General features: G+C 59.3%; 16 protein-coding genes. 4 read left to right on the plus strand and 12 right to left on the minus strand.

What is annotated here, in order from left to right; translation table 11 throughout:
- Positions 1-67: 67 nt before the first annotated feature.
- From lipA to DFS28_RS20050, 12 genes are all read right to left on the minus strand, one after another.
- The gene (lipA, locus tag DFS28_RS19995) at positions 68-1,090 is read right to left on the minus strand and encodes a lipoyl synthase (RefSeq protein WP_008152832.1); all 1,023 of its coding nucleotides are present in this window, start codon (positions 1,088-1,090) and stop codon (positions 68-70) included.
- 1 nt (position 1,091) lies between these two features.
- Entirely contained in the window at positions 1,092-1,739 is a 648-nt protein-coding gene (lipB, locus tag DFS28_RS20000; protein WP_056744566.1) for a lipoyl(octanoyl) transferase LipB, read from the minus strand.
- Entirely contained in the window at positions 1,739-2,014 is a 276-nt protein-coding gene (locus DFS28_RS20005; RefSeq protein WP_008152827.1) for a DUF493 domain-containing protein, read from the minus strand. Before DFS28_RS20005 ends, lipB begins: the two co-directional genes overlap by 1 nt.
- Positions 2,015-2,094: 80 nt before the next feature.
- Positions 2,095-3,252 (minus strand): D-alanyl-D-alanine carboxypeptidase family protein, encoded by a 1,158-nt coding sequence (locus DFS28_RS20010; RefSeq protein WP_033054153.1) that lies wholly within the window; start codon positions 3,250-3,252, stop codon positions 2,095-2,097.
- Between the two features lie 183 nt (positions 3,253-3,435).
- Positions 3,436-4,446, minus strand: a complete 1,011-nt coding sequence (locus DFS28_RS20015; RefSeq protein WP_111451168.1) for a septal ring lytic transglycosylase RlpA family protein — start codon at positions 4,444-4,446, stop codon at positions 3,436-3,438.
- A complete protein-coding gene (gene mltB, locus DFS28_RS20020) occupies positions 4,446-5,456 on the minus strand; it encodes a lytic murein transglycosylase B (RefSeq protein WP_111451169.1) in 1,011 nt (336 codons plus the stop codon). The genes DFS28_RS20015 and mltB overlap by 1 nt, the downstream gene beginning before the upstream one ends.
- A 17-nt stretch (positions 5,457-5,473) precedes the next feature.
- Complete coding sequence (gene rodA, locus DFS28_RS20025) at positions 5,474-6,577, minus strand: rod shape-determining protein RodA (protein WP_165934010.1); 1,104 nt, start codon at positions 6,575-6,577, stop codon at positions 5,474-5,476.
- A gap of 31 nt (positions 6,578-6,608) precedes the next feature.
- A complete protein-coding gene (mrdA, locus tag DFS28_RS20030; RefSeq protein WP_111451171.1) occupies positions 6,609-8,504 on the minus strand; it encodes a penicillin-binding protein 2 in 1,896 nt (631 codons plus the stop codon).
- Between the two features lie 10 nt (positions 8,505-8,514).
- Positions 8,515-8,982 carry a 23S rRNA (pseudouridine(1915)-N(3))-methyltransferase RlmH gene (gene rlmH / locus DFS28_RS20035; protein WP_007937439.1) on the minus strand — a complete coding sequence of 156 codons (468 nt, stop codon included), beginning with the start codon at positions 8,980-8,982 and terminating at the stop codon, positions 8,515-8,517.
- 9 nt (positions 8,983-8,991) lie between these two features.
- Entirely contained in the window at positions 8,992-9,486 is a 495-nt protein-coding gene (gene rsfS, locus DFS28_RS20040) for a ribosome silencing factor (protein WP_111451172.1), read from the minus strand.
- A 72-nt stretch (positions 9,487-9,558) separates the two neighbouring features.
- Positions 9,559-10,248: a nicotinate-nucleotide adenylyltransferase gene (gene nadD / locus DFS28_RS20045; RefSeq protein WP_256596893.1), complete on the minus strand. Its 690-nt coding sequence runs from the start codon at positions 10,246-10,248 to the stop codon at positions 9,559-9,561.
- 1 nt (position 10,249) lies between these two features.
- Entirely contained in the window at positions 10,250-11,521 is a 1,272-nt protein-coding gene (locus DFS28_RS20050; protein ID WP_111451174.1) for a glutamate-5-semialdehyde dehydrogenase, read from the minus strand.
- A gap of 189 nt (positions 11,522-11,710) precedes the next feature.
- Here DFS28_RS20050 and DFS28_RS20055 point away from each other — a divergent pair, with 189 nt between their 5' ends.
- The 4 genes from DFS28_RS20055 (at position 11,711) to DFS28_RS20070 (ending at position 20,157) form a co-directional block, all read left to right on the plus strand.
- Positions 11,711-12,409, plus strand: coding sequence for a DNA-3-methyladenine glycosylase (locus tag DFS28_RS20055; protein ID WP_111451175.1), 699 nt, complete (start codon positions 11,711-11,713; stop codon positions 12,407-12,409).
- A 176-nt stretch (positions 12,410-12,585) separates the two neighbouring features.
- Positions 12,586-13,902 carry a bifunctional DedA family/phosphatase PAP2 family protein gene (locus DFS28_RS20060; protein ID WP_111451176.1) on the plus strand — a complete coding sequence of 439 codons (1,317 nt, stop codon included), beginning with the start codon at positions 12,586-12,588 and terminating at the stop codon, positions 13,900-13,902.
- A gap of 582 nt (positions 13,903-14,484) precedes the next feature.
- Complete coding sequence (locus DFS28_RS20065) at positions 14,485-17,721, plus strand: calcium-binding protein (RefSeq protein WP_132834314.1); 3,237 nt, start codon at positions 14,485-14,487, stop codon at positions 17,719-17,721.
- 60 nt (positions 17,722-17,781) lie between these two features.
- A complete protein-coding gene (locus tag DFS28_RS20070) occupies positions 17,782-20,157 on the plus strand; it encodes a hypothetical protein (protein ID WP_111451178.1) in 2,376 nt (791 codons plus the stop codon).
- Positions 20,158-20,230 lie beyond the last annotated feature (73 nt).

Here is a 20,230-nt window from a genome sequence, read left to right on the forward strand (position 1 = left end):
CGTGGGCAGGCAAAAAAATGCCCGCGAGGCTGAATGCCTGCGGGCGTTTTTCATGTCTGGCAGCCGATCAGGACGACATCAGCTCGGCTTTAACCAGTTTCGCCTGCTCGTCGGCGTGGTACGAGGAACGCACCAGCGGGCCGGAAGCGACGTTCTTGAAGCCCATCTTGTAACCTTCCTCGGCGAACCAGGCGAACACGTCCGGGTGCACGAAACGCTGGACCGGCAAGTGGCTGCGGGACGGTTGCAGGTACTGGCCCAGGGTCAGCATGTCGATGTCGTGTTCGCGCATGCGCTTCATGACTTCGATCACTTCTTCGTCGGTCTCGCCAAGACCCAGCATCAGGCCGGACTTGGTCGGAATGTGCGGCATCATCTGCTTGAAGCGTTGCAGCAGGGTCAGCGACCACTGGTAATCCGAACCCGGACGCGCAGCCTTGTACAGGCGCGGTACGGTTTCCAGGTTGTGGTTGAACACATCCGGCGGCTCGGCAGCGGTGATTTCCAGCGCAACGTCCATGCGGCCACGGTAATCCGGGACCAGGGTTTCGAGCTGCACGTTGGGCGACAGCTTGCGGATCTCGCGGATGCAATCGGCAAAGTGCTGTGCACCGCCGTCGCGCAGGTCGTCGCGGTCAACCGAGGTGATCACCACGTACTTGAGTTTCAGGTCAGCGATGGCGATGGCCAGGCTTTCCGGCTCATTGGTGTCCAGTGGCTTCGGACGACCGTGGCCAACGTCGCAGAATGGGCAGCGACGGGTGCAGATGTCGCCCATGATCATGAAGGTCGCGGTGCCGCCGGAGAAGCATTCGCCCAGGTTCGGGCAGGACGCCTCTTCGCAGACACTGTGCAGCTTGTGTTTGCGCAGCAGGGCCTTGATGCGGTCGACTTCCGGGGAAACCGGGATACGCACGCGAATCCAGTCAGGTTTCTTCGGCAGTTCGGTGGTCGGAATGATCTTCACCGGGATACGTGCAACCTTCTCGGCGCCGCGCAGCTTCACGCCGGCTTCAACCTTGGCACGCGGGGCCGGACGCTCGGTGACATCCAGCGTCGGGATCATGGTTTGCACTGCATCAGTAGTCATATCAGTCGATTCCGCCCGTTAGGGTCGTCTGCTCAGCATAGTCGAGGTGTTTGACGAGCTGCGCGCGCAGCCGGGCACTTACCTCGGCAAATTCAATCGATCCTGCGTGATCGCTCAGCTGGGTCATCGCCAGCCCGGCGTAGCCGCAGGGATTAATCCGTCGAAACGGTTCCAGGTTCATGTCCACATTCAGGGCCAGGCCATGAAAGGAGCAACCGTGGCGGATCCGCAGACCCAGAGAAGCGATTTTCGCCCCATTGACGTAAACACCCGGAGCGTCCGGCTTGGCCACGGCGGTCACGCCGTAGCTGGCCAGCAACTCGATCAGGCATTGTTCCATGCGGCTGACCAGGTCACGCACGCCGAAACCCAGCTTGCGTACGTCGAGCAACAGGTAGGCCACCAATTGGCCGGGACCGTGATAAGTCACTTGACCACCGCGATCAACCTTTACCACCGGAATATCTCCCGGGAGTAACAAATGTTCAGCCTTGCCGGCCTGCCCCTGGGTGAATACCGGTGGGTGCTCGACCAGCCAGATCTCGTCCGCGGCATCGCTGCCGCGTTCGTTGGTGAAGCGCTGCATGGCGTGCCAGACCGGCTCGTAAGCCATCTGGCCGAGCTCGCGAAAGCCCACCGCGGCAGACATCACAGCACCATGTGCACGAAACCGGTAGCCCGCAACTCGCTGTTGATGTCGTACAGCTGTTCCTGGCCGGTGGCGATGATGTGCAACTGGATGGTCGTGTACTTGCCGTTGGTACTCTGGCGCTCGGCCAGGGTCTTGTGGTCAACGGTCGCGTGTTTCTCAAGGATCGCGATGATCTTGTCCTTGAAACCCACGCCGGTGTCGCCGATCACCTTGATCGGGTAATCCGCGCAAGGGAATTCGATTTTTGGCGCCTTTACTTCGGTGTCTGTCATGGCGTAACGGCCTCGTAAGCCGTGGCAACGGACATGGCCCCGTTCCGGATTGGAACAGGGCCATGCAAGTCCACACTAATTCAGTTGAACAAGCCGTAGAAGAATAGACGGATGCTATCCCACATGCGGCGGAAGATACCACCCTCGTCGACCGCGTCCAGAGCGATCAGGTCAGCGCTATGCACGACTTTGTCGTCCAGCTTCACTTCGACTTTACCGATCACGTCGCCCTTGGCGATTGGCGCAACCAGTTGCGGGTTCATGGTCATGCTCGCGGCGAGCTTCTTCAGCTGGCCTTTTGGCAGGGTCATGGTCAGGTCTTCAGCCAGGCCGGCCTTGACTTGATTGGTGGTGCCTTTCCAGACAGGAGCCTGAGCCAGCTCGGCGCCTTTCTGATAGAACGTCTGGGTTTCGAAGAAGCGGAAACCGTAGGTCAACAGCTTCTGGGTTTCGGAGGCGCGAGCCACTTCACTGTTGGTGCCGAACACCACAGCGATCAGGCGCATGCCATCACGTACAGCCGAAGACACCATGCAGTAGCCGGCTTCGTCGGTGTGACCGGTTTTCAGGCCGTCGACCGTCTTGTCGCGCCACAGCAGCAGGTTACGGTTAGGTTGCTTGATGCCGTTCCAGAAGAACTCTTTCTGCGAGTAGATCGCGTAGTGAGCCGGGTCTTCGTGGATGATCGCGCGAGCCAGCACCGCCATGTCGTGCGCCGACGAGTAGTGCTCCGGGTTCGGCAGACCGGTCGGGTTCATGAAGTGGCTGTTGGTCATGCCCAGATCGGCCACGGTTTTGTTCATCATGTCAGCGAAGGCGTCTTCGCTGCCGGCGATGTGCTCGGAGAGCGCAACGCTGGCGTCGTTACCCGACTGAATGATGATGCCGTGCAGCAGGTCGCTGACCGTGACTTGCGAGCCGACCTTGATGAACATCCGCGAACCGCCGGTGCGCCAGGCGTTTTCGCTGACGGTTACCGGGTCGTTTTCGCCGATCTGGCCACGACGGATTTCCAGGGTCGCGATATACGCGGTCATCAGCTTGGTCAGGCTGGCCGGAGGCAGACGCTGGTCACCGTTGTTCTCCACCAGCACGTTGCCGCTGCTGGCGTCCATGAGTACATAGGCTTTGGCGGCCAGTTGCGGTGGCGACGGCATCATCTCGACCGCGAAAGCGGCAGGCGAGAGGAGCAGCGGTACTAGCAGGCACAGTCGTTTGGCAAAGGTGGTGATGTTCATCCGTCTCTCGAAATCGCTAATGGAAACTGCCCTAAGGGGCAAAACTAATCAGACAGCTTTCTAACGAGCTGTCGCGTGTTCAGTTGTTCACTCAGAACCCTTGCCGGGCTTTTGTTCTTTAACGAGCCAACAACCAGGTCCACCCCCCAAACCGCAAGCGAACCGTCAATCAAGTACTACGTATTACTCGGCAGTGACCAGGCTCGGCGAACCGAGATTGGCCAGGCGCACACTGTTCTGCACTTGCTGGATTTCACCCGGCGAGCCGATCGGCCCCAGGCGTACCCGATGCAGCGTCTGTTGATTGCGCACGATCGAGCTGATGAACACCGGAGCGCTCACCATCCCGCTGAGCTTCGATCTCAGGAGTTCTGCAGCGTCCGGGTTGGCGAACGCGCCCACCTGCAGATACTGGCCAGAGGCTGGTACAGAAGCGTTTTTTTTTGCACTGATCGGCACAGGCACGGTGTCCGAAGCGTGTTGCTGCGGCGGTGGCGTCCATTGCTCGACCGTCCCCGCCGAAGCGGTAATCGTCGGCGCGGCATTTTGCGCTACTTGAGGCTCATTGAGCATCAAAGGCGCCGGACGGCCTTTCGCGGCCCACCACTGTTGTGGATCGATACCTTCAACCTTGACCCGCGCGGTGCCGATTTCGGCGTAGCCGAGTTTCTTGGCCGCTGCGTAGGACAAGTCGATGATGCGGTCCGAGTAGAACGGCCCACGGTCGTTGACTCGCAAAACCACGCTCTTGTTGTTGTCCAGGTTGGTCACCCGAACGTAACTTGGCAGTGGCAAGGTCTTGTGAGCAGCACTCATGCCATACAGGTCGTAAACCTCGCCATTGGCGGTGTTCTGACCGTGGAACTTGGTGCCATACCAGGACGCAGTGCCCGAGGCCACGTAGGTCTTGGATTCCTGCAATGGGAAATAGGTCTTGCCCAGCACGGTGTACGGGTTGGCTTTATAAGGACCGCTGTGCAGGGTCGGCGTGGCATCCGGGATGCGCGATACATCGACGTCCCACCACGGCGCGCCATCTTTGTGCGCGCGGTTGATGTCCAGGCCTGGCGTTGCGCGCACGGCGGTGGAAGACTTTTGGGTCGGCGAACGGCTGGTCGAACAACTGGCGATCAGCACCGCCAACGCGGCGAATGCCATCAGCTTCAGGGGTTTATTCATAGGCAATGCCCGCATTACTTGACGCCCCGTGCTTGGACCAGCTGTTCAGACAGTTGATGTACGGCCATGGCGTACATCACGCTGCGGTTATAACGCGTGATTGCGTAAAAATTCGTCAGACCCATCCAGTATTCGGGGCCATTGTCACCTTCCAGGCGGAAAGCCGTGACCGGCATATCATCGCGCAGCGCATCATGACTTGACCACCCCAGCGCCCGCAACTCCCCGACGGTTTTAGTCGGTTCGATGCCCGTGGTCAAACCGTCGTCCACCTGATCGCCACGTACATCGGCGCGGCTGACCACTGGTTCGCCGGCTACCCAGCCGTGACGCTTGAAATAACTGGCGACGCTGCCAATGGCATCGTCCGGATTGGTCCAGATATTAATGTGGCCGTCACCGTCGAAGTCCACCGCATAGGCACGAAAGCTGCTCGGCATGAACTGCGGCAACCCCATGGCGCCAGCGTAGGAACCTTTGAGAGTCAGCGGATCGACCTGCTCTTCCCGGGCCAGCAACAGGAACTCACGCAATTCCTTGCGGAAGAATTCGGCACGGGGAGGATAGTCGAAACCCAGGGTCGACAAGGCGTCGATTACCCGGAAATTTCCGGTATTGCGGCCGAAAAAGGTCTCAACCCCGATGATGGAGACGATTACCTGGGCCGGTACGCCGTATTCCTGCTCGGCACGGGCCAGTACCGCCTCGTGCTGACGCCAGAAGTCCACACCACGGGCAATGCGCGCGTCGGTGATGAACATCGGGCGGTACTCGCTCCACTGCTTGACCCGCTCGGCCGGTTTCGAGATCGCGTCCAGAATCGACTGCTTGCGCTCGGCTTCGCGGAACACCCCCATCAGCTGTTCACCGGCAAAACCGTAGTCGCGGGTCATTTCACCGACGAATTCGGCCACCTGCGGTGAGCCTTCGTAATCGCCGGCCAACGCTTCCTGCGCCGTGCCAAGGATGCTTACCAGGCCGACCCATGGCGCATATCGAGTCGCCCAGCCACGCATTACTTGCATTGAAATCTTCACCTTATTCAAACCTGAGCGATCCACTTGCGATGGGTATGGATCGACATCAAAACCCCAAACGCTGACAGCAGCGTCACAAGCGAAGTTCCTCCGTAGCTAATGAACGGCAACGGCACCCCCACAACCGGCAACAGGCCACTGACCATACCGATGTTGACGAAAACGTAAACAAAAAACGTCATGGTCAGGCTGCCTGCGAGCAATTTGCCGAACAATGTCTGGGCCTGAGCGGTAATCACCAGCCCGCGGCCGATCAACAGCAGGTAAATCAGCAGCAGTGCGCAGATACCCACCAGGCCGAATTCTTCGCCCATGACCGCAATAATGAAGTCGGTGTGGCTTTCCGGCAGGAAGTCCAGGTGCGACTGAGTGCCAAGCAACCAGCCTTTGCCGAACACGCCGCCGGAACCGATGGCGGCTTTCGACTGAATGATGTTCCAGCCAGTGCCCAGCGGATCGCTCTCGGGGTCGAGGAAGGTCAGGATTCGCTGTTTCTGGTAGTCGTGCATGATGAAGAACCACATCGCCACGGCCACCGGCACGGCGGCGGCGATCACGCTGATGATCCAGCGCCACTTCAAGCCACCCATAAACAGCACAAACGCACCGCCGGCCAGAATCAGCAGCGAAGTGCCGAGGTCGGGCTGACGCACGATCAGGATGAAGGGCAAGCCAATCAGAAACAGACTGACGCCCACATGCTTGAGCTGCGGCGGCAAGGTGCGCTTGGACAAGTACCAGGCGATGGTCGCCGGCATCAGAATCTTCATGAATTCCGAGGGCTGGAAGCGGATCACCCCGGGAATGTTGATCCAGCGCGTAGCACCCATGGCGTTGTGGCCCATAACGTCCACCACCACCAGCAACAGCACACCGATCACATAACCGACTGGCACCCAACGGGCCATGAAGCGCGGTTCGAATTGGGCGATGACGATCATCGATACCAGACCGATGCCGAACGAAGTGGCTTGCTTGGCCAGCAGATCCCAGCTTTTGCCACTGGCCGAATACAGCACGAACAGGCTGCCGGCGGCGAGCGTCAACAGCAGGATCAGCAGCGGGCCGTCGATGTGCAGGCGTTGCAACAGCGTCGCACGGCGACGCATCACATCCTCACTGGAGAGGATGCGATCGAAATTACTCTTCACGGGCCGTAGCCTCCGCACTGATAGGGCTGGCGTATTCGGCTTTCAGTCGGCCGTCCTGGTCCAGGAGCCAGGCGTCCATGACTTGACGCACCACGGGCGCGGCGACGCCGGAACCGGATTCACCGTTCTCGACCATCACCGACACCACGATTTGCGGGTTGTCGGCCGGCGCGAAGCCGACGAACAAGGCGTGGTCGCGGTGACGCTCCTGAACCTTGGAACGGTCGTACTTCTCACCCTGCTTGATCGCGACCACCTGGGCCGTACCACTCTTGCCGGCAATCCGGTATTGCGAACCGATCGCCGCTTTGCGCGCTGTGCCACGGGCACCGTGCATCACCTGCTGCATGCCGTGGTTGACCTTGGTCCAGTCGGACGGGTCACGCAGGATGATGTCCGGCATCGGGTTTTCATCCTTCGGCCGCTCGCCTTCGACGGTCTTGGCCAGGTGCGGACGGTTCCAGACACCCTTGTTCGCGACCAGCGCCGTGGCCTGGGCCAGTTGCAAGGGCGTTGATTGCATGTAGCCCTGACCGATCCCCAGAATCAGCGTCTCGCCCGGGAACCAGGCCTGACGACGGGTTGCCCGCTTCCATTCCCGTGTCGGCATCAGCCCCGGCGACTCTTCGAACATGTCCAGCGAGACCTTCTGGCCAATGCCGAACTTGCCCAGGTAAGCCGACAGCCGATCGATCCCCAGCTTGTGGGCCAGGTCGTAAAAGTAGGTGTCGTTGGAGCGCATGATCGCCGTGTCCAGATCGACGTAGCCGTCGCCGGTACGGTTCCAGTTGCGGTACTTGTGATCGTAGTTGGGCAACTGGTAATAGCCGGGGTCATACACCCGACTCGACGCGTTCACAACGCCAGAATCCAGGCCGGCAATTGCCACGGCCGGTTTGATGGTCGAACCCGGCGGGTACAGGCCGCGCAGCACGCGGTTGAACAGTGGCCGGTCGATGGAGTCGCGCAGCTCGGAATAGGCCTTGAAGCTGATGCCGGTGACAAACAGGTTCGGGTCAAAACTCGGCTGACTGACCATCGCCAGGACTTCGCCGGTTTTCGGGTCCAGCGCCACCACTGCGCCACGGCGACCGCCGAGTGCAGCTTCGGCGGCCTCCTGCAATTTGATATCCAGGCTCAGGACGATGTCCTTGCCGGAAATCGGTTCGGTACGTTTGAGTACCCGCAGCACGCGGCCACGGGCGTTGGTCTCGACTTCTTCGTAACCGACCTGACCGTGCAATTCGGGCTCGTAGAAGCGCTCGATGCCCGTTTTGCCAATTTGATGGGTGCCGCTGTAACTCACCGGGTCCAGAGACTTGAGCTCTTTCTCGTTGATCCGCCCCATGTAACCCACCGAGTGCGCAAAGTGCGCGCCCTGAGGATAGTGACGCACCAGCTGCGCGACCACTTCCACACCCGGCAGACGGAACTGATTCACCGCGATGCGGGCGATCTGTTCTTCGGTCAGCTCGAACAGGATCGGCACCGGCTCGAATGGCCGGCGCCCCTGACGCATGCGCTTCTCGAAGATCACCCGGTCCTCGGGCGTCAGCTCCAGCACTTCGACAATGACGTCGAGCACTTGCTGCCAGTCGCCGGAGCGCTCGCGGGTCATGCTCAAGCTGAAGCTGGGCCGATTATCGGCCACCACCACGCCATTGCGGTCGAAAATCAGCCCGCGGGTCGGCGGAATCGGCTGCACATGGACGCGGTTGTTTTCCGACAGGGTCGAGTGGTACTCGTACTGGATCACCTGAAGGAAATACAGCCGCGCGATCAGCACACAGATCAGCGACACCACCGCAATTGCCCCGAACACGACGCGGCCACGCACCAGACGGGCGTCTTTTTCGTGGTCCTTGATGCGGATCGGCTGGGGCATGAGGGCAGAACTACTTGTGGTAAGGGTGGCCGGACAGGACTGTCCAGGCACGATACAGCTGTTCGCCGATCAGGATTCGCACCAGCGGGTGCGGCAACGTCAGCGGCGAGAGCGACCAGCGCTGATCGGCCCGGGCACAGACTTCCGGCGCCAGCCCTTCGGGGCCGCCGACCATGAAATTCACCGTGCGCGAGTCCAGCCGCCAGCGATCGAGCTCGACCGCCAGTTGCTCGGTGCTCCAGGGCTTGCCGTGGACTTCGAGGGTCACAACACGCTCGTTCGGCCCGACCTTGGCCAGCATGGCTTCGCCTTCCTGACGGATGAAGCGCGCCACGTCGGCGTTCTTGCCACGGGTGTTGAGCGGTATTTCCACCAGTTCCAGCGCCAGCTCGGACGGAAGACGCTTGGCATATTCATGCCAGCCTTCTTCCACCCACTTGGGCATGCGAGAACCGACGGCGATCAGTCGCAGTCGCACAGCGGTCCCTTATTGCTGGTCTTTGTTGAGCTTGACGAAGTGCTCATGGGTGTTTTCCGGGCTGTGGTGAGCCGCGTTCAGAGCACGGCTCTGTTCTGCACCGGACCACAGACGCTCCAGGTCGTAAAACTGACGAGCCGAAGCGGTCATCATGTGCACGATGACATCATCCATATCCAGCAGGACCCAGTCGCTGTCGCCCTTGCCTTCTTCACCCAGCGGCTTGACGCCCTGGGCTTTGACCGCTTCGCGGACCTTATCCAGCATCGCGCCGATCTGACGGTTCGAAGTACCGGTGGCGATGATCATGAAGTCAGTGATGCTCTGCTTTTCACGAACGTCGATCACCTGGATATCCTGGCCCTTGACGTCTTCCAGGGCCGCTACGGCAACCTTGACCAGCTCTTCGCCGCGCAGCTCGGGGCCGGTTGGAACTTCTACTGGCAGCGGGGCGCTCTTGAACGTGCCTTTGCGCTTTACTTTAGTTACGTCTTTGTTCGTCATATAAAACTCGTTTTGCTCGTATGTTCGGGCGCTTCGGTACACGCGTTCACGTGTTTTGAAGCGCGCCCTTTTTCAGTTCGACGCACGGTAGAGACCGTGCGCATCGATGTAGGCCAGGACCGCGTCGGGCACCAGGAAACGTACCGACTTACCGCTGGCCAGCAGTTGACGGATCTGGGTGGCGGATACCGCGAGCGGTGTCTGCCAGACGAATGCAATCTGTCCGCTCGGCCCTTTGAGGGCCAGCGGGTCGCTCACCGAGCGTGCCGCCAACAGATTGCGCAAGGCATCCGGCGGTTCGCTGTCGGCATCCGGGCGTTGCAGCACCAGGATGTGGCAATGCTGGAGCAACTCTTCCCAGCGGTGCCAAGTGGGCAGGCCGCAAAATGCGTCCCAGCCCAAAAGTAGAAAAACCTGGTCTTCAGCGGCCAGTTCTGCGCGCATCAGTTCCAGGGTGTCGATGGTGTAGGACGGTTTGTCCCGCTGCAATTCGCGGGCGTCCACCACCAGCGGCGCCACACCGGCCACCGCGCACTCGACCATCGCCAGACGGTCTTTCGCCGATACCTGCGGCGTACCGCGATGAGGTGGTCTGGCACTGGGTGTCAGACGCAGTTCATCGAGCGCCAGCGATTCGGCGACTTCCAGCGCACTGCGCAAATGGCCGATGTGCACCGGGTCGAAGGTTCCGCCCAGCATGCCAATGCGTCGAGGCGCAGGCTCGCTGGCGGTTACCGGGGCTGACTGGTCGAGGTCGCCCAAGTCAGTCCGACGCCTGGCCGCGCAACTGGCCATCACCGACCACGATGTACTTCTCGCAGGTCAGACCTTCGAGGCCCACCGGGCCGCGGGCGTGCAGCTTATCAGTAGAAATGCCAATCTCGGCACCCAATCCGTATTCGAAGCCATCGGCGAAGCATGTCGGGGTGTTGATCATGACCGACGACGAATCGACTTCCGCGACGAAACGCCGGGTGTCGGCCAGGTTTTCGCTGACGATCGAATCGGTGTGATGGGAGCCGTACTTATTAATGTGCTCGATGGCCTGGTCCAGCCCGTCGACCACACGGATCGAAAGAATCGGTGCCAGGTACTCGGTGTTCCAGTCTTCTTCGCTCGCTGCAACAGCCTCGATGATCGCTCGGGTGCGTTCGCAGCCGCGCAGCTCGACGCCTTTTTCGCGGAACTGTGCAGCCATCGACGGCAGGAAATCCTTGGCGACCGACTGGTCCACCAGCAGGGTTTCCATCGCACCGCAGATGCCATAGCGGTAAGTCTTGGCGTTGAACGCGATGCGCTGGGCTTTCGGCAGGTCGGCATGAGCACTGACGTAAACGTGACAGATGCCGTCCAGGTGCTTGATAACCGGCACGCGAGCGTCACGGCTGACGCGCTCGATCAGGCCACGGCCACCACGGGGCACGATAACGTCGACGTACTCGGGCATGGTGATCAGCGCGCCAACGGCGGCACGGTCCGTGGTTTCGACCACTTGCACCACGGCGGCAGGCAAATCGGCTTCGGCCAGACCGCGCTGGATGCAGGCGGCAATGGCACGGTTGGAATGAATCGCCTCGGAGCCGCCACGCAGGATGGTCGCGTTGCCGGACTTCAGGCACAGGCTGGCGGCATCGATGGTCACGTTCGGCCGGGATTCGTAGATGATCCCGATCACGCCCAACGGCACGCGCATCTTGCCGACCTGAATGCCCGACGGCCGAAAGCTCATGTCGCGGATCGCGCCGACCGGGTCCGGCAGAGCCGCCACCTGACGCAAACCGACGATCATGCCGTCGATGCGTTCCGGGGTCAGCGCCAGACGCTCAAGCAATGCAGGCTCAAGACCATTGGCGCGGCCAGCGGCCAAATCCAGTTCATTGGCAGCCGTCAGCTCGGCGCGTGCGGCGTCCAACGCATTGGCAGCAGCCTGCAAGGCGCGGTTTTTCTGCGCGGTGCTGGCACGGCCGATGACGCGAGAAGCTTCGCGGGCAGCGCGACCCAATCGGGTCATGTAGTCAAGAACGGACTCAGTCATGGTCTGGAGTGGTCTTTGCTAAGGTCTTGGTAAAGAGTAAAGCGGCAGATTATAGCTGTCGCGTCCCGGGACTAACAGCGGTGACGGGCGGATGGTCGAAATGGAGGGCAATTTGCCGACGTTCAGCCGTGATTAAGCTGCAAATTGTTATCATCGCGGCTCAATCAGCCCTGATAAACACCGTTCATCATGACTAACCTGACTGTTCGTACGTCCGCGACGAGCCTGCCCAAGGGGCTCGCGGATGCATTTTTCGACAGAGATGCCCAAACGCTGGCTCGGGATTTACTCGGCAAAGTCATTCGTCACCGAGTCGGCGACCTGTGGCTCAGCGCCCGGATCATCGAGACCGAAGCCTATTACTTCGAAGAAAAAGGCAGCCACGCCTCCCTCGGCTACACAGAAAAACGTAAGGCTTTGTTTCTGGATGGCGGCCACATCTATATGTACTACGCCCGTGGCGGCGATTCCCTGAACTTCAGCGCCCAGGGGCCGGGCAATGCTGTGCTGATCAAATCCGCCTATCCGTGGGTCGATGACTTGAGCGGGCCGGCGAGCCTGGCGCAAATGCTGTTGAACAATCCCGACGCTCAGGGTCGCCCTCGCCCCTCGCAAAAACTTTGTGCCGGACAGACGTTGCTCTGCAAAGCGTTGGGCCTGAAGGTTCCGGTCTGGGACGCAAAGCGCTTCGACCATGAAGTGCTGCTGGTGGAAGATGTCGGCCCGGCGCCCGCTCACATCATACAAACCACGCGCCTGGGCATTCCCCACGGCCGCGATGAGCATTTGATGTACCGTTTCGTCGACGCGGCTTACGCGCCGTATTGCACGCGCAACCCGTTGCGACGGGGGCAGGTCGAAGGTCGCGATTATTTTTTGCTGACCTGAACAATGAAAATCCAGTGTGGGAGCGGGCTTGCTCGCGAAGGGGCCCTTTCAGTCGATATTAGTGCCGACTGACACTCCGCCTTCGCAAGCAAGCCCGCTCCCACAGGGGATTTATAGCGTTTTGAAGATCGTGTTTGTCCCTTGGGGCCAATTGAATAATCGATGGAGTTGTTTTTATGGGCCCATGGCTCGATAGCGTGACCGGTTGGTTGACGGTCAACCCGCAATGGCTGGCCGCGGCGGTGTTCATAGTGGCCTTTGTGGAATGCCTGGCGATTGCCGGGTTGATCGTACCTGGCACGGTGCTGCTGTTTGCCGTGGCGGTCCTGGCCGGCAGTGGCGCGCTGTCACTGGGTGAAACGCTGCTGCTGGGCTTTCTCGCCGGGGTGCTGGGGGACATCGTTTCGTACTTCATCGGGCGACATTTCCATCAGAACATCCGGCGCCTCCCAGGGTTGCGCCATCATCCGGAATGGATCGCCCGCGCCGAAGCGTATTTCCAGCGCTACGGCATCGCCAGCCTGCTGGTCGGGCGCTTCATCGGTCCGCTGCGGCCGATGCTGCCGATGGTCGCGGGGATGTTCGACATGCCCTTCCCGCGCTTCGCCGCCGTCAGCTTGCTGGCCGCCGCTGGCTGGAGCGTCGCTTACCTGCTACCCGGTTGGGCCACGGGCGCGGCGATTCGCTTGCCGTTGCCGGAAGGTTTCTGGCCGCAGGTCGGGCTGGTGGTCGGCAGTATCGCGGCGCTGGTAGGCCTGAGCGTCAACAGCAGCGTGCGCGCTCATCGCCTGGTGACCGTATACATCGCCGGCCTCAGCCTGGTGATCCTCGGTGGGTTGTTTATTGGCTTTGCGCATCTGAACGCCTTCGATCAGGGATTGATGACGCTGATACAGGAGCACCGCAGCCCGCTGCTGGATGAAGTAGCGGTGATGCTCACCCAGCTCGGCGAGTTCAAAAACATGTTCGTGATCAGCGCGGCGCTGACGATCCTGCTGTTGGTTACCCGACAATGGCGACACATGCTCTTCGCCGGCAGCACGCTGCTGATCACCGCGCTGGCGAACACCGGAACCAAAAACCTGTTCGCCCGGATGCGCCCGGAAGTCCTGGCCGATCCACTGAGCAGCTACAGCATGCCCAGTGGTCATTCGTCTGGTTCGTTTGCGCTGTTCCTGACCCTGGCGGTACTGGCTGGCCGAGGCCAGCCAACGCGCATGCGCCTGACCTGGCTGCTGCTCGGCTGCTTGCCGGCTGTGTCCATCGCCATGTCGCGGGTTTATCTGGGCGCGCACTGGCCAACCGATGTCCTGGCCGGAGCGGTACTGGCAGCTTGTGTTTGTGCGGCCAGCCTGGCCGTGACCCAGCGCCAGACAGTCCTGAATCCGATGCCGACCAAAGTCTGGTGGTTGGTTTTGCCGGTGTTGATGGCATTGTTCGGCTTCTTCGCGCTGTGGAATTTGCCTCACGCTCTGTTGCGTTACTCGTACTGATAGCGAAGGGCTCGCAGCTTCTCCTTTCGAAGAGAAGCTGTGAACTGCCTGGACTGACCGCTATTACCGTCAGAAGAGCGCCCCATATTTATGGCGTGGCTTAATTCAACCTCAACTTACAACATCATTGCATCAACGGTATTTTTACTGCCGCCCCTCTTTTCGAAAGCATAGTTATGTCGCCTTCTCGAAGTTACACCCCCCAACCCATCAATACATAAAACCCTCAAAAAAAGCGTCCGCGAGAGCATATAAAATAACCAAAGCTATAAATATGTACCGCACCTGCAACATCCACCTCAACAATACTGTTCAACGCCAACATGAGGCCCAAGAACCGAATGACATCTATATGAAAAAAGAGATACGCGAACCATGTCCACGCCTTCCATATCCACCGGGCAAAATCCAACACTGCCGATAAACATCCGTATTACCGAAACGCCCCCTTCTCTCTCGGCACGGATGCCCTCATCCACGCCCCAAGATGAACAACGCCGGAACAGACTCTTACTCCAGGATCAATTGAACGGTCCGGTTCGCATTGGCGAATTAACCATCAGTCGCCAGGACTTGTATGACATGGGGGCAAGACTCAATGGCCAGGTGATCAACGCAAATCATCCGATTCAGCTTGAGCCCGACCAGACGTTCATAAACGCCCTGCAATTTGATCCGGCCAAGATCGAGGGCAGGCTGCAATCCCCTCAACATAGCGACAGCTGCGCGGGGTTGTTGTTTGAACTCGGCGTTCTACGCTCGGCCAGCGCCCAATCTTTGCTTTCAGCATCATCCTCCGACTTGTCAGCGTCCATGCAAAGCCTTGGCAAACTGCTGGACTCCGCCCAGCAATTGTCATTGAGTACCCCATCGCTGCCTGAAAACCTGCCGAGCTGGGCCGACAAGGTCAAAAGCCGCAGCATGACCAGCATGGGCGTCGGGCTCCAGGGTTACGGCATCTACAGCGGCATCATGGGGACCGCAGAAGCACTGAAGAAAGGCGACCTGGTTGAAGCCGGCATCAACGTAGGCGGGATCACTGCCGAGGTGGGTTCTTTGTTCCTCGAGCGAGGTCTGGAAAACATCGGCAGAAACATGATGCTCAGTGGCGGCAAGGTGTTTACAGGGTTCAGCACAACCAGTGCCGGCAAGTACCTGGCACGCGGCGCCGGCCTGCTTGCCAGTGTCCTGACTCTTCCCTTCGATATCTACACCGCCATCAAAGCGTTCAACGACGCCGCCAGCGCCACCGGCAAACAAGCTCAGGATCACTACTTCAATGCAGCGCTTAGCCTGACCAGCGCCGGGCTGAGTATTGTTCTGGGTATAGCGGCTCTTGCCGGTTTCAGTGCCGCCGGCCCGATCGGGATTGCGGCGGGTGCCGTGCTCATCCTGGGTGCAAGAATTTACGGTGCCGCCCGCCAGGTCGATGACATCGACGATTACATTACATTGAGCACCCACGAACGCTTGCGCTCGGGTTGGTTTGCGTTCACCGGGCAAACCATGGATCGAGACATTCTCGACCGCTACCTCGTCGCCAAAACCGACAGCAACTACAGCGAGCTACTGAGAAAGACGGCCCGAGGTTGGCTGGACAACGAATTGAAAGACACTGTCGAAGCGGTAGTGTTAGGCAGCTATCAAGTCGAATTGCAGACCGTCAAGCACTGGAAATACCAGTGGGACGATGCTGGCGGCGAAAGTCCTTACATCGAGGAAAAGGAAGCCGTCATCAAGGAAACCGACGACACGTTCGATGCCAGTGAAGGCATCAGCCACATCCCGGGCGCAATCATCGGCAGCGCGGGCGAGCACAAGGCCATCCTCTGGCAACTGGGAGGCGGCGACGACACCGTTGTGGGGGTTAGGGACAAACCCAACCAGTTCAGCTACGGCGCGGGAAAAAAGACCCTCACTGGTGGCGACAAGGATGATATTTTCAGTTTTCGGATCGCCGCCGACACTCTCCAGCCTAGCGATCTGTCAGGCAGTCGGCTGCGAGGTGGCGCCGGCAATGACACGCTGCAACTGGAAGGCAAGGTCTCGCGCGACAAGCCGCATCAGGGCGTGCGCATTGACCTGCAAACAGGGCAACTGAACCTGCGCGCCAGCCCCGACACCCCGCCGCTGCGCTTTGAGTCTGTGGAAACTGTCGAAACACTGGCGGACGCCGCGAATAGCATCACCGGCAGTTCGCAGGCGGACCGAATCGTCCTGCGCGGAAACGCGGACATTGCCGACACCGGCGCAGGTGCCGACACGATTGTGATCAAAGGGCCAAACAGCCAGGCCAACGGCGGTCCCGGCGAAGATCACTACATCATCGCCGACAAAACCGGCGCCACCACACTGGTCGAAGATGGCCAGGCCCCCAGCCTCATCGACCTCGACTGGACGCTCGAACGCATTCAAGGCTGGCGGGTCGAAGGGACTTCGCTGGTGCTGTCCGCTCTTCACGGGATAGATGGAGAACTGCCGCAGATCACCGTCACGGTCAAAGACGTGTATCGCCAGGAAGCCGACAAACGCCAGCTGCGCAACGACAAACTGATAGTGCGAACCAGGGATCTCTACTCACTCAAACCTGACTTGCCGCAACAGCTCGATGGCCATGAGAGCGTCGACGTCAACGCAATCATCCTTGCGCGGGGCAAACCTGCAACCCCGCCGCAACTGTTGAAGGGAGGAGACCATGTCGCCTCCAGCGCACCGCACTCAAGCTACTTCGTCTATCGACATTTGGCGTCGACCGTACTGGCTGTCCGGCACGTGAGCGAAACGACGCTCAGCACACTATTCCTGGACTACGACAGTCATGAAATAGAAGCCGTAGAGGCTGACTACACGATCAGGTCAACCCGCAACATCAACTCCAACTACCTGCGCTACCAGGACGTCAACTTGACCTTGCGCTTCATGGATCAAAAGCGCCTGACGCTGAAAGACATGGCCCGCAATCGCCCGGGGGTTGGTAGCAATGTCATGGGCAACCTGATCGCGTCGGGGCTGATGCCCACACACAACTTTGTGCTCATCATGCGCGACGGAATCTCCTATCGGGTAGGACTGCCGCACCATTCCTATCTTGAAGACCAACTCCAACAGGGTCACAGGACTGTATTGACGCCCCGCTCGCTGGTTGAGCGCAGCGGTCACTACCTGATGCAGCAACCCGCTGCCCACCCGCCCACCGTGCTTAAACCGCAGGACTTGCGGGTGGACATCCAGGCCGCGCCCCAGGCCGGCATTCTCGTGCTGGAGGGACAGGCCGCGACCTACGACATTCATCCGGCGGCCGACACCATCCTCAGGCTGTCGACTTCGGTCGCGATTGCCACTGCCATCGGTACTTCAACCTGGAATATTCATACACAGCACCTGAGTGAGACGATCGGCCGCGAGCACATCCGCCTGAGCGGCGCACAACTATGGGTCGGCCACATCCTTGTTCTGCTGCCCAATGACGAGACCGGTGAAGCGCTGATGGAAACGGTGCGTGTTTTCACCTCATCCGGTCACCGATACGACGTCGAACAGGAATTTGCCGTGGTGCTTCTGGCAGAAATCAATGCCCAGGCCTATTCCAGCATCGACGCAATCCAGGCAGGGATCCGTCTGCATCGCCAAGACAACGAACCGATGACCGACCTGGTGCTCATCCGCCATCTGCAATTGCGTGACGATGACAGCAAAGCCATTTACTACGACAGCGTCGCCGAGGACTGGACGCTCGAAGGTGACTGGTCGCGCAAGCTGCAACATGAGGACATGCACATCGCGCGCGCCCCCGTGAACGAAACCCCAATGGATCAATGATCGAATGCGTCACACCTGATTTCATTCAAATACCGTTTCAACACTGGAAAGGATTCCAACATGGCACCCAAACCACCGATATCTTCGATACCCAAAATCAACCTGCCTGAGCTGCCGACGACGACCCCGCCGCGACTGCAAGCGGATGCGTCGCTGCCGGGCACTCGCGTGAACACAGGGCTGGAGTCGATGCAACCTGCTGCGGGATGGCCCGATGGCACGTCCCATGCGCCCGGGCTGACACCCGGTCTGTTGCCCGACGTCCCGCAGCCGATACAAACACAGGCACTCGCTGGGTCCACGGTGCCGACACGTCCTCTCGGCAATGATCCATTGAATGGGTTTCGAGTGTCGGTCTACTCGGCAAACACGTTGCCCCCGCCAAACGACGCCGGCTTGCGAATCCATGCCCAACGCATGTACGCCGACATCCCGGGCAACGGTACTGTCCAAGTCAGCTATGACGCCGGCACGAACACATACCGGGCACAACGTCGCTTCGAAGTGACTCCCAGCGGGCCGGTTTTGCACCTGAACAACGATGGAAAAAGCTGGAGCCTCGATCCCCCCGCCCCGCCGCCAGTAAACATGTCAACGACTGCTATCGCCCCACGCATCTACCTTGATAGCACACACTATGTCTGGAACCCGGACGCAACAAATCTTCAGGGATACGTCATTCTGCATCGAAAAAGAGGCCTGGACGCATACGTAGGACCCGAAACCCATACGGCCTTTCAGGATGACAACGGTTCGTTTGTCAAAGTCGAACCGGGCTCGACCCCGATCGACCAGCCAGCGACCAAACTCGCCGCGTGGACCGATCGTGACCTGTGGGATATGTACGATCTTTCCGGCAGTGATATCACCCGTTTCCGCGACGAAGTCACGGTCACCGGGATGAAGCCGCGATGGGCCTCCATTCGACAGGAGCGGCTTCAGAAATCGTATCTTCTCGATGAACTTCGCCGCTGGTTGGCGCCACATATGAGCCGGGATGAATTTAATCGGCGAATGGAGCCTCTGAACTATTCGGTCGAGCAATGGGCGGCGCAACTCGACAGGGTCAGTCTCGATTCGGTCGCCAGGCGCCAACGTGAAGTACACAAACGCAAGCTTGACAACCCGCAAGCGCAAACCGGAGCCGAGGCACAACGCCCACGCCTGGCGGACGAACAATCCCCCAGAGCGGATAGTCCCGCAGTGCCCGACTACATTACGAAGTCCGTTGAGAACGGAGCACTGAGGGACCAACTGATCGAACAACTTCGATCCCTGACAAGCACGGGACCCGCCGCGAAATCGCGGGAGGAGACCACCCGCCAGATTCAACCCTACAACCTGTCGACACGACAGCTCTCGCGACTGGTCAGTGATGTGCAGGCCCAAGGGCGCATTCCCCAGTGGGTTGAGGACCTCAGACATTCTTCCATGGACGAAACCAACCCTCATCGGTTCGATGAAGTCTACGAAGAACTGTTGCCCGAGATACTGCACCTCAGAAACCAGTCAACCGGCAACATAGCCTTCTCCGACAACTTTACCCGTCCATATCTCAACGCCCTGCTCACAAAGGCCGGTTACCAGCGCAACAAATACAACTGTTTATACAGAACCGATATTCCGGCCATGTTCAGAGGGGACGACCGCAACCCCTTCGAGTTTTTCGAGGATCACATGCGCCCACGCCAGAAACACGGTGTTGGATCAACCACACAAAAAGCCGTGAGCGCAACGTTCAGTCTGTCGGAGGCATATGTACATGCTCGCAGCGCTCCAGACGTGGAAGCGCTGCTGTATGACACTCAGCATCACAAATATCCAGGGGAATTAATCGACTACAGCGGAACCCGCGGATACGAAGAAAGAGGCAAAAGTTCATCAAGCAGTGACGATAGTTCATCAAGCAGTGACGAGAGTTCATCCAGCAGTGATGAGGACAGCTCAGGTAACCCGCTCTTGCGTTTCCATGACAAACACTACATCGCAAAAAGGCAAAATCAGCGCATCGGGTTTACCTATTTGCTCGACACCCGCAATATTGAAGTCGTGCCTGGCGAAGAAAACCTGGTTTTCAATGGCTATGCGCAAACCGAAAAAAAAATAACCGGTGAAAAGACCTGGTTTCCCGACGATTCATACGAAGGCCACATTTCAATGTCTGCGCGCGGCTTGAGTGCTGACAGGATCTGGCTGATCAACTCGAACGGGACACGTGCTGCGAAGGTCAATGACATCTGCGATCTGTACCTGCGCCAACCCGAGTCCGCCAGGCACAGACCCAGTGCGGGCAGACCCATTGAAGAAAGAACATGGAGCGGTGACTACAACGAGTGGGAATATGATGACTTGATCGATCAGGCCGCAAACTTGGGCAAACCTGTCATCAAACTTCCTGACGGGGAAATATACTCAAACGACATTGTGTTTCCATAAAGTCCGCTCTAATCATTGTTGAATAATACCGGCCCTCGACTTTTGGGGGCCGGTCATTTTCCTGGCCACTATT

The sequence above is a fragment of the Pseudomonas sp. 478 genome, assembly GCF_003254125.1.
In the GTDB taxonomy this organism is placed as follows: domain Bacteria; phylum Pseudomonadota; class Gammaproteobacteria; order Pseudomonadales; family Pseudomonadaceae; genus Aquipseudomonas.

Excerpts from the sequence above, each read along its gene's own strand:
- lipA (WP_008152832.1), bottom strand. The coding sequence starts at position 1,090 with ATGACTACTGATGCAGTGCAAACCATGATCCCGACGCTGGATGTCACC.
- lipB (WP_056744566.1), bottom strand. The coding sequence starts at position 1,739 with ATGTCTGCCGCGGTGGGCTTTCGCGAGCTCGGCCAGATGGCTTACGAG.
- DFS28_RS20005 (WP_008152827.1), bottom strand. The coding sequence starts at position 2,014 with ATGACAGACACCGAAGTAAAGGCGCCAAAAATCGAATTCCCTTGCGCG.
- DFS28_RS20010 (WP_033054153.1), bottom strand. The coding sequence starts at position 3,252 with ATGAACATCACCACCTTTGCCAAACGACTGTGCCTGCTAGTACCGCTG.
- DFS28_RS20015 (WP_111451168.1), bottom strand. The coding sequence starts at position 4,446 with ATGCGGGCATTGCCTATGAATAAACCCCTGAAGCTGATGGCATTCGCC.
- mltB (WP_111451169.1), bottom strand. The coding sequence starts at position 5,456 with ATGCAAGTAATGCGTGGCTGGGCGACTCGATATGCGCCATGGGTCGGC.
- rodA (WP_165934010.1), bottom strand. The coding sequence starts at position 6,577 with ATGCGTCGCCGTGCGACGCTGTTGCAACGCCTGCACATCGACGGCCCG.
- mrdA (WP_111451171.1), bottom strand. The coding sequence starts at position 8,504 with ATGCCCCAGCCGATCCGCATCAAGGACCACGAAAAAGACGCCCGTCTG.
- rsfS (WP_111451172.1), bottom strand. The coding sequence starts at position 9,486 with ATGACGAACAAAGACGTAACTAAAGTAAAGCGCAAAGGCACGTTCAAG.
- DFS28_RS20050 (WP_111451174.1), bottom strand. The coding sequence starts at position 11,521 with ATGACTGAGTCCGTTCTTGACTACATGACCCGATTGGGTCGCGCTGCC.
- DFS28_RS20055 (WP_111451175.1), top strand. The coding sequence starts at position 11,711 with ATGACTAACCTGACTGTTCGTACGTCCGCGACGAGCCTGCCCAAGGGG.
- DFS28_RS20060 (WP_111451176.1), top strand. The coding sequence starts at position 12,586 with ATGGGCCCATGGCTCGATAGCGTGACCGGTTGGTTGACGGTCAACCCG.
- DFS28_RS20065 (WP_132834314.1), top strand. The coding sequence starts at position 14,485 with ATGGGGGCAAGACTCAATGGCCAGGTGATCAACGCAAATCATCCGATT.
- DFS28_RS20070 (WP_111451178.1), top strand. The coding sequence starts at position 17,782 with ATGGCACCCAAACCACCGATATCTTCGATACCCAAAATCAACCTGCCT.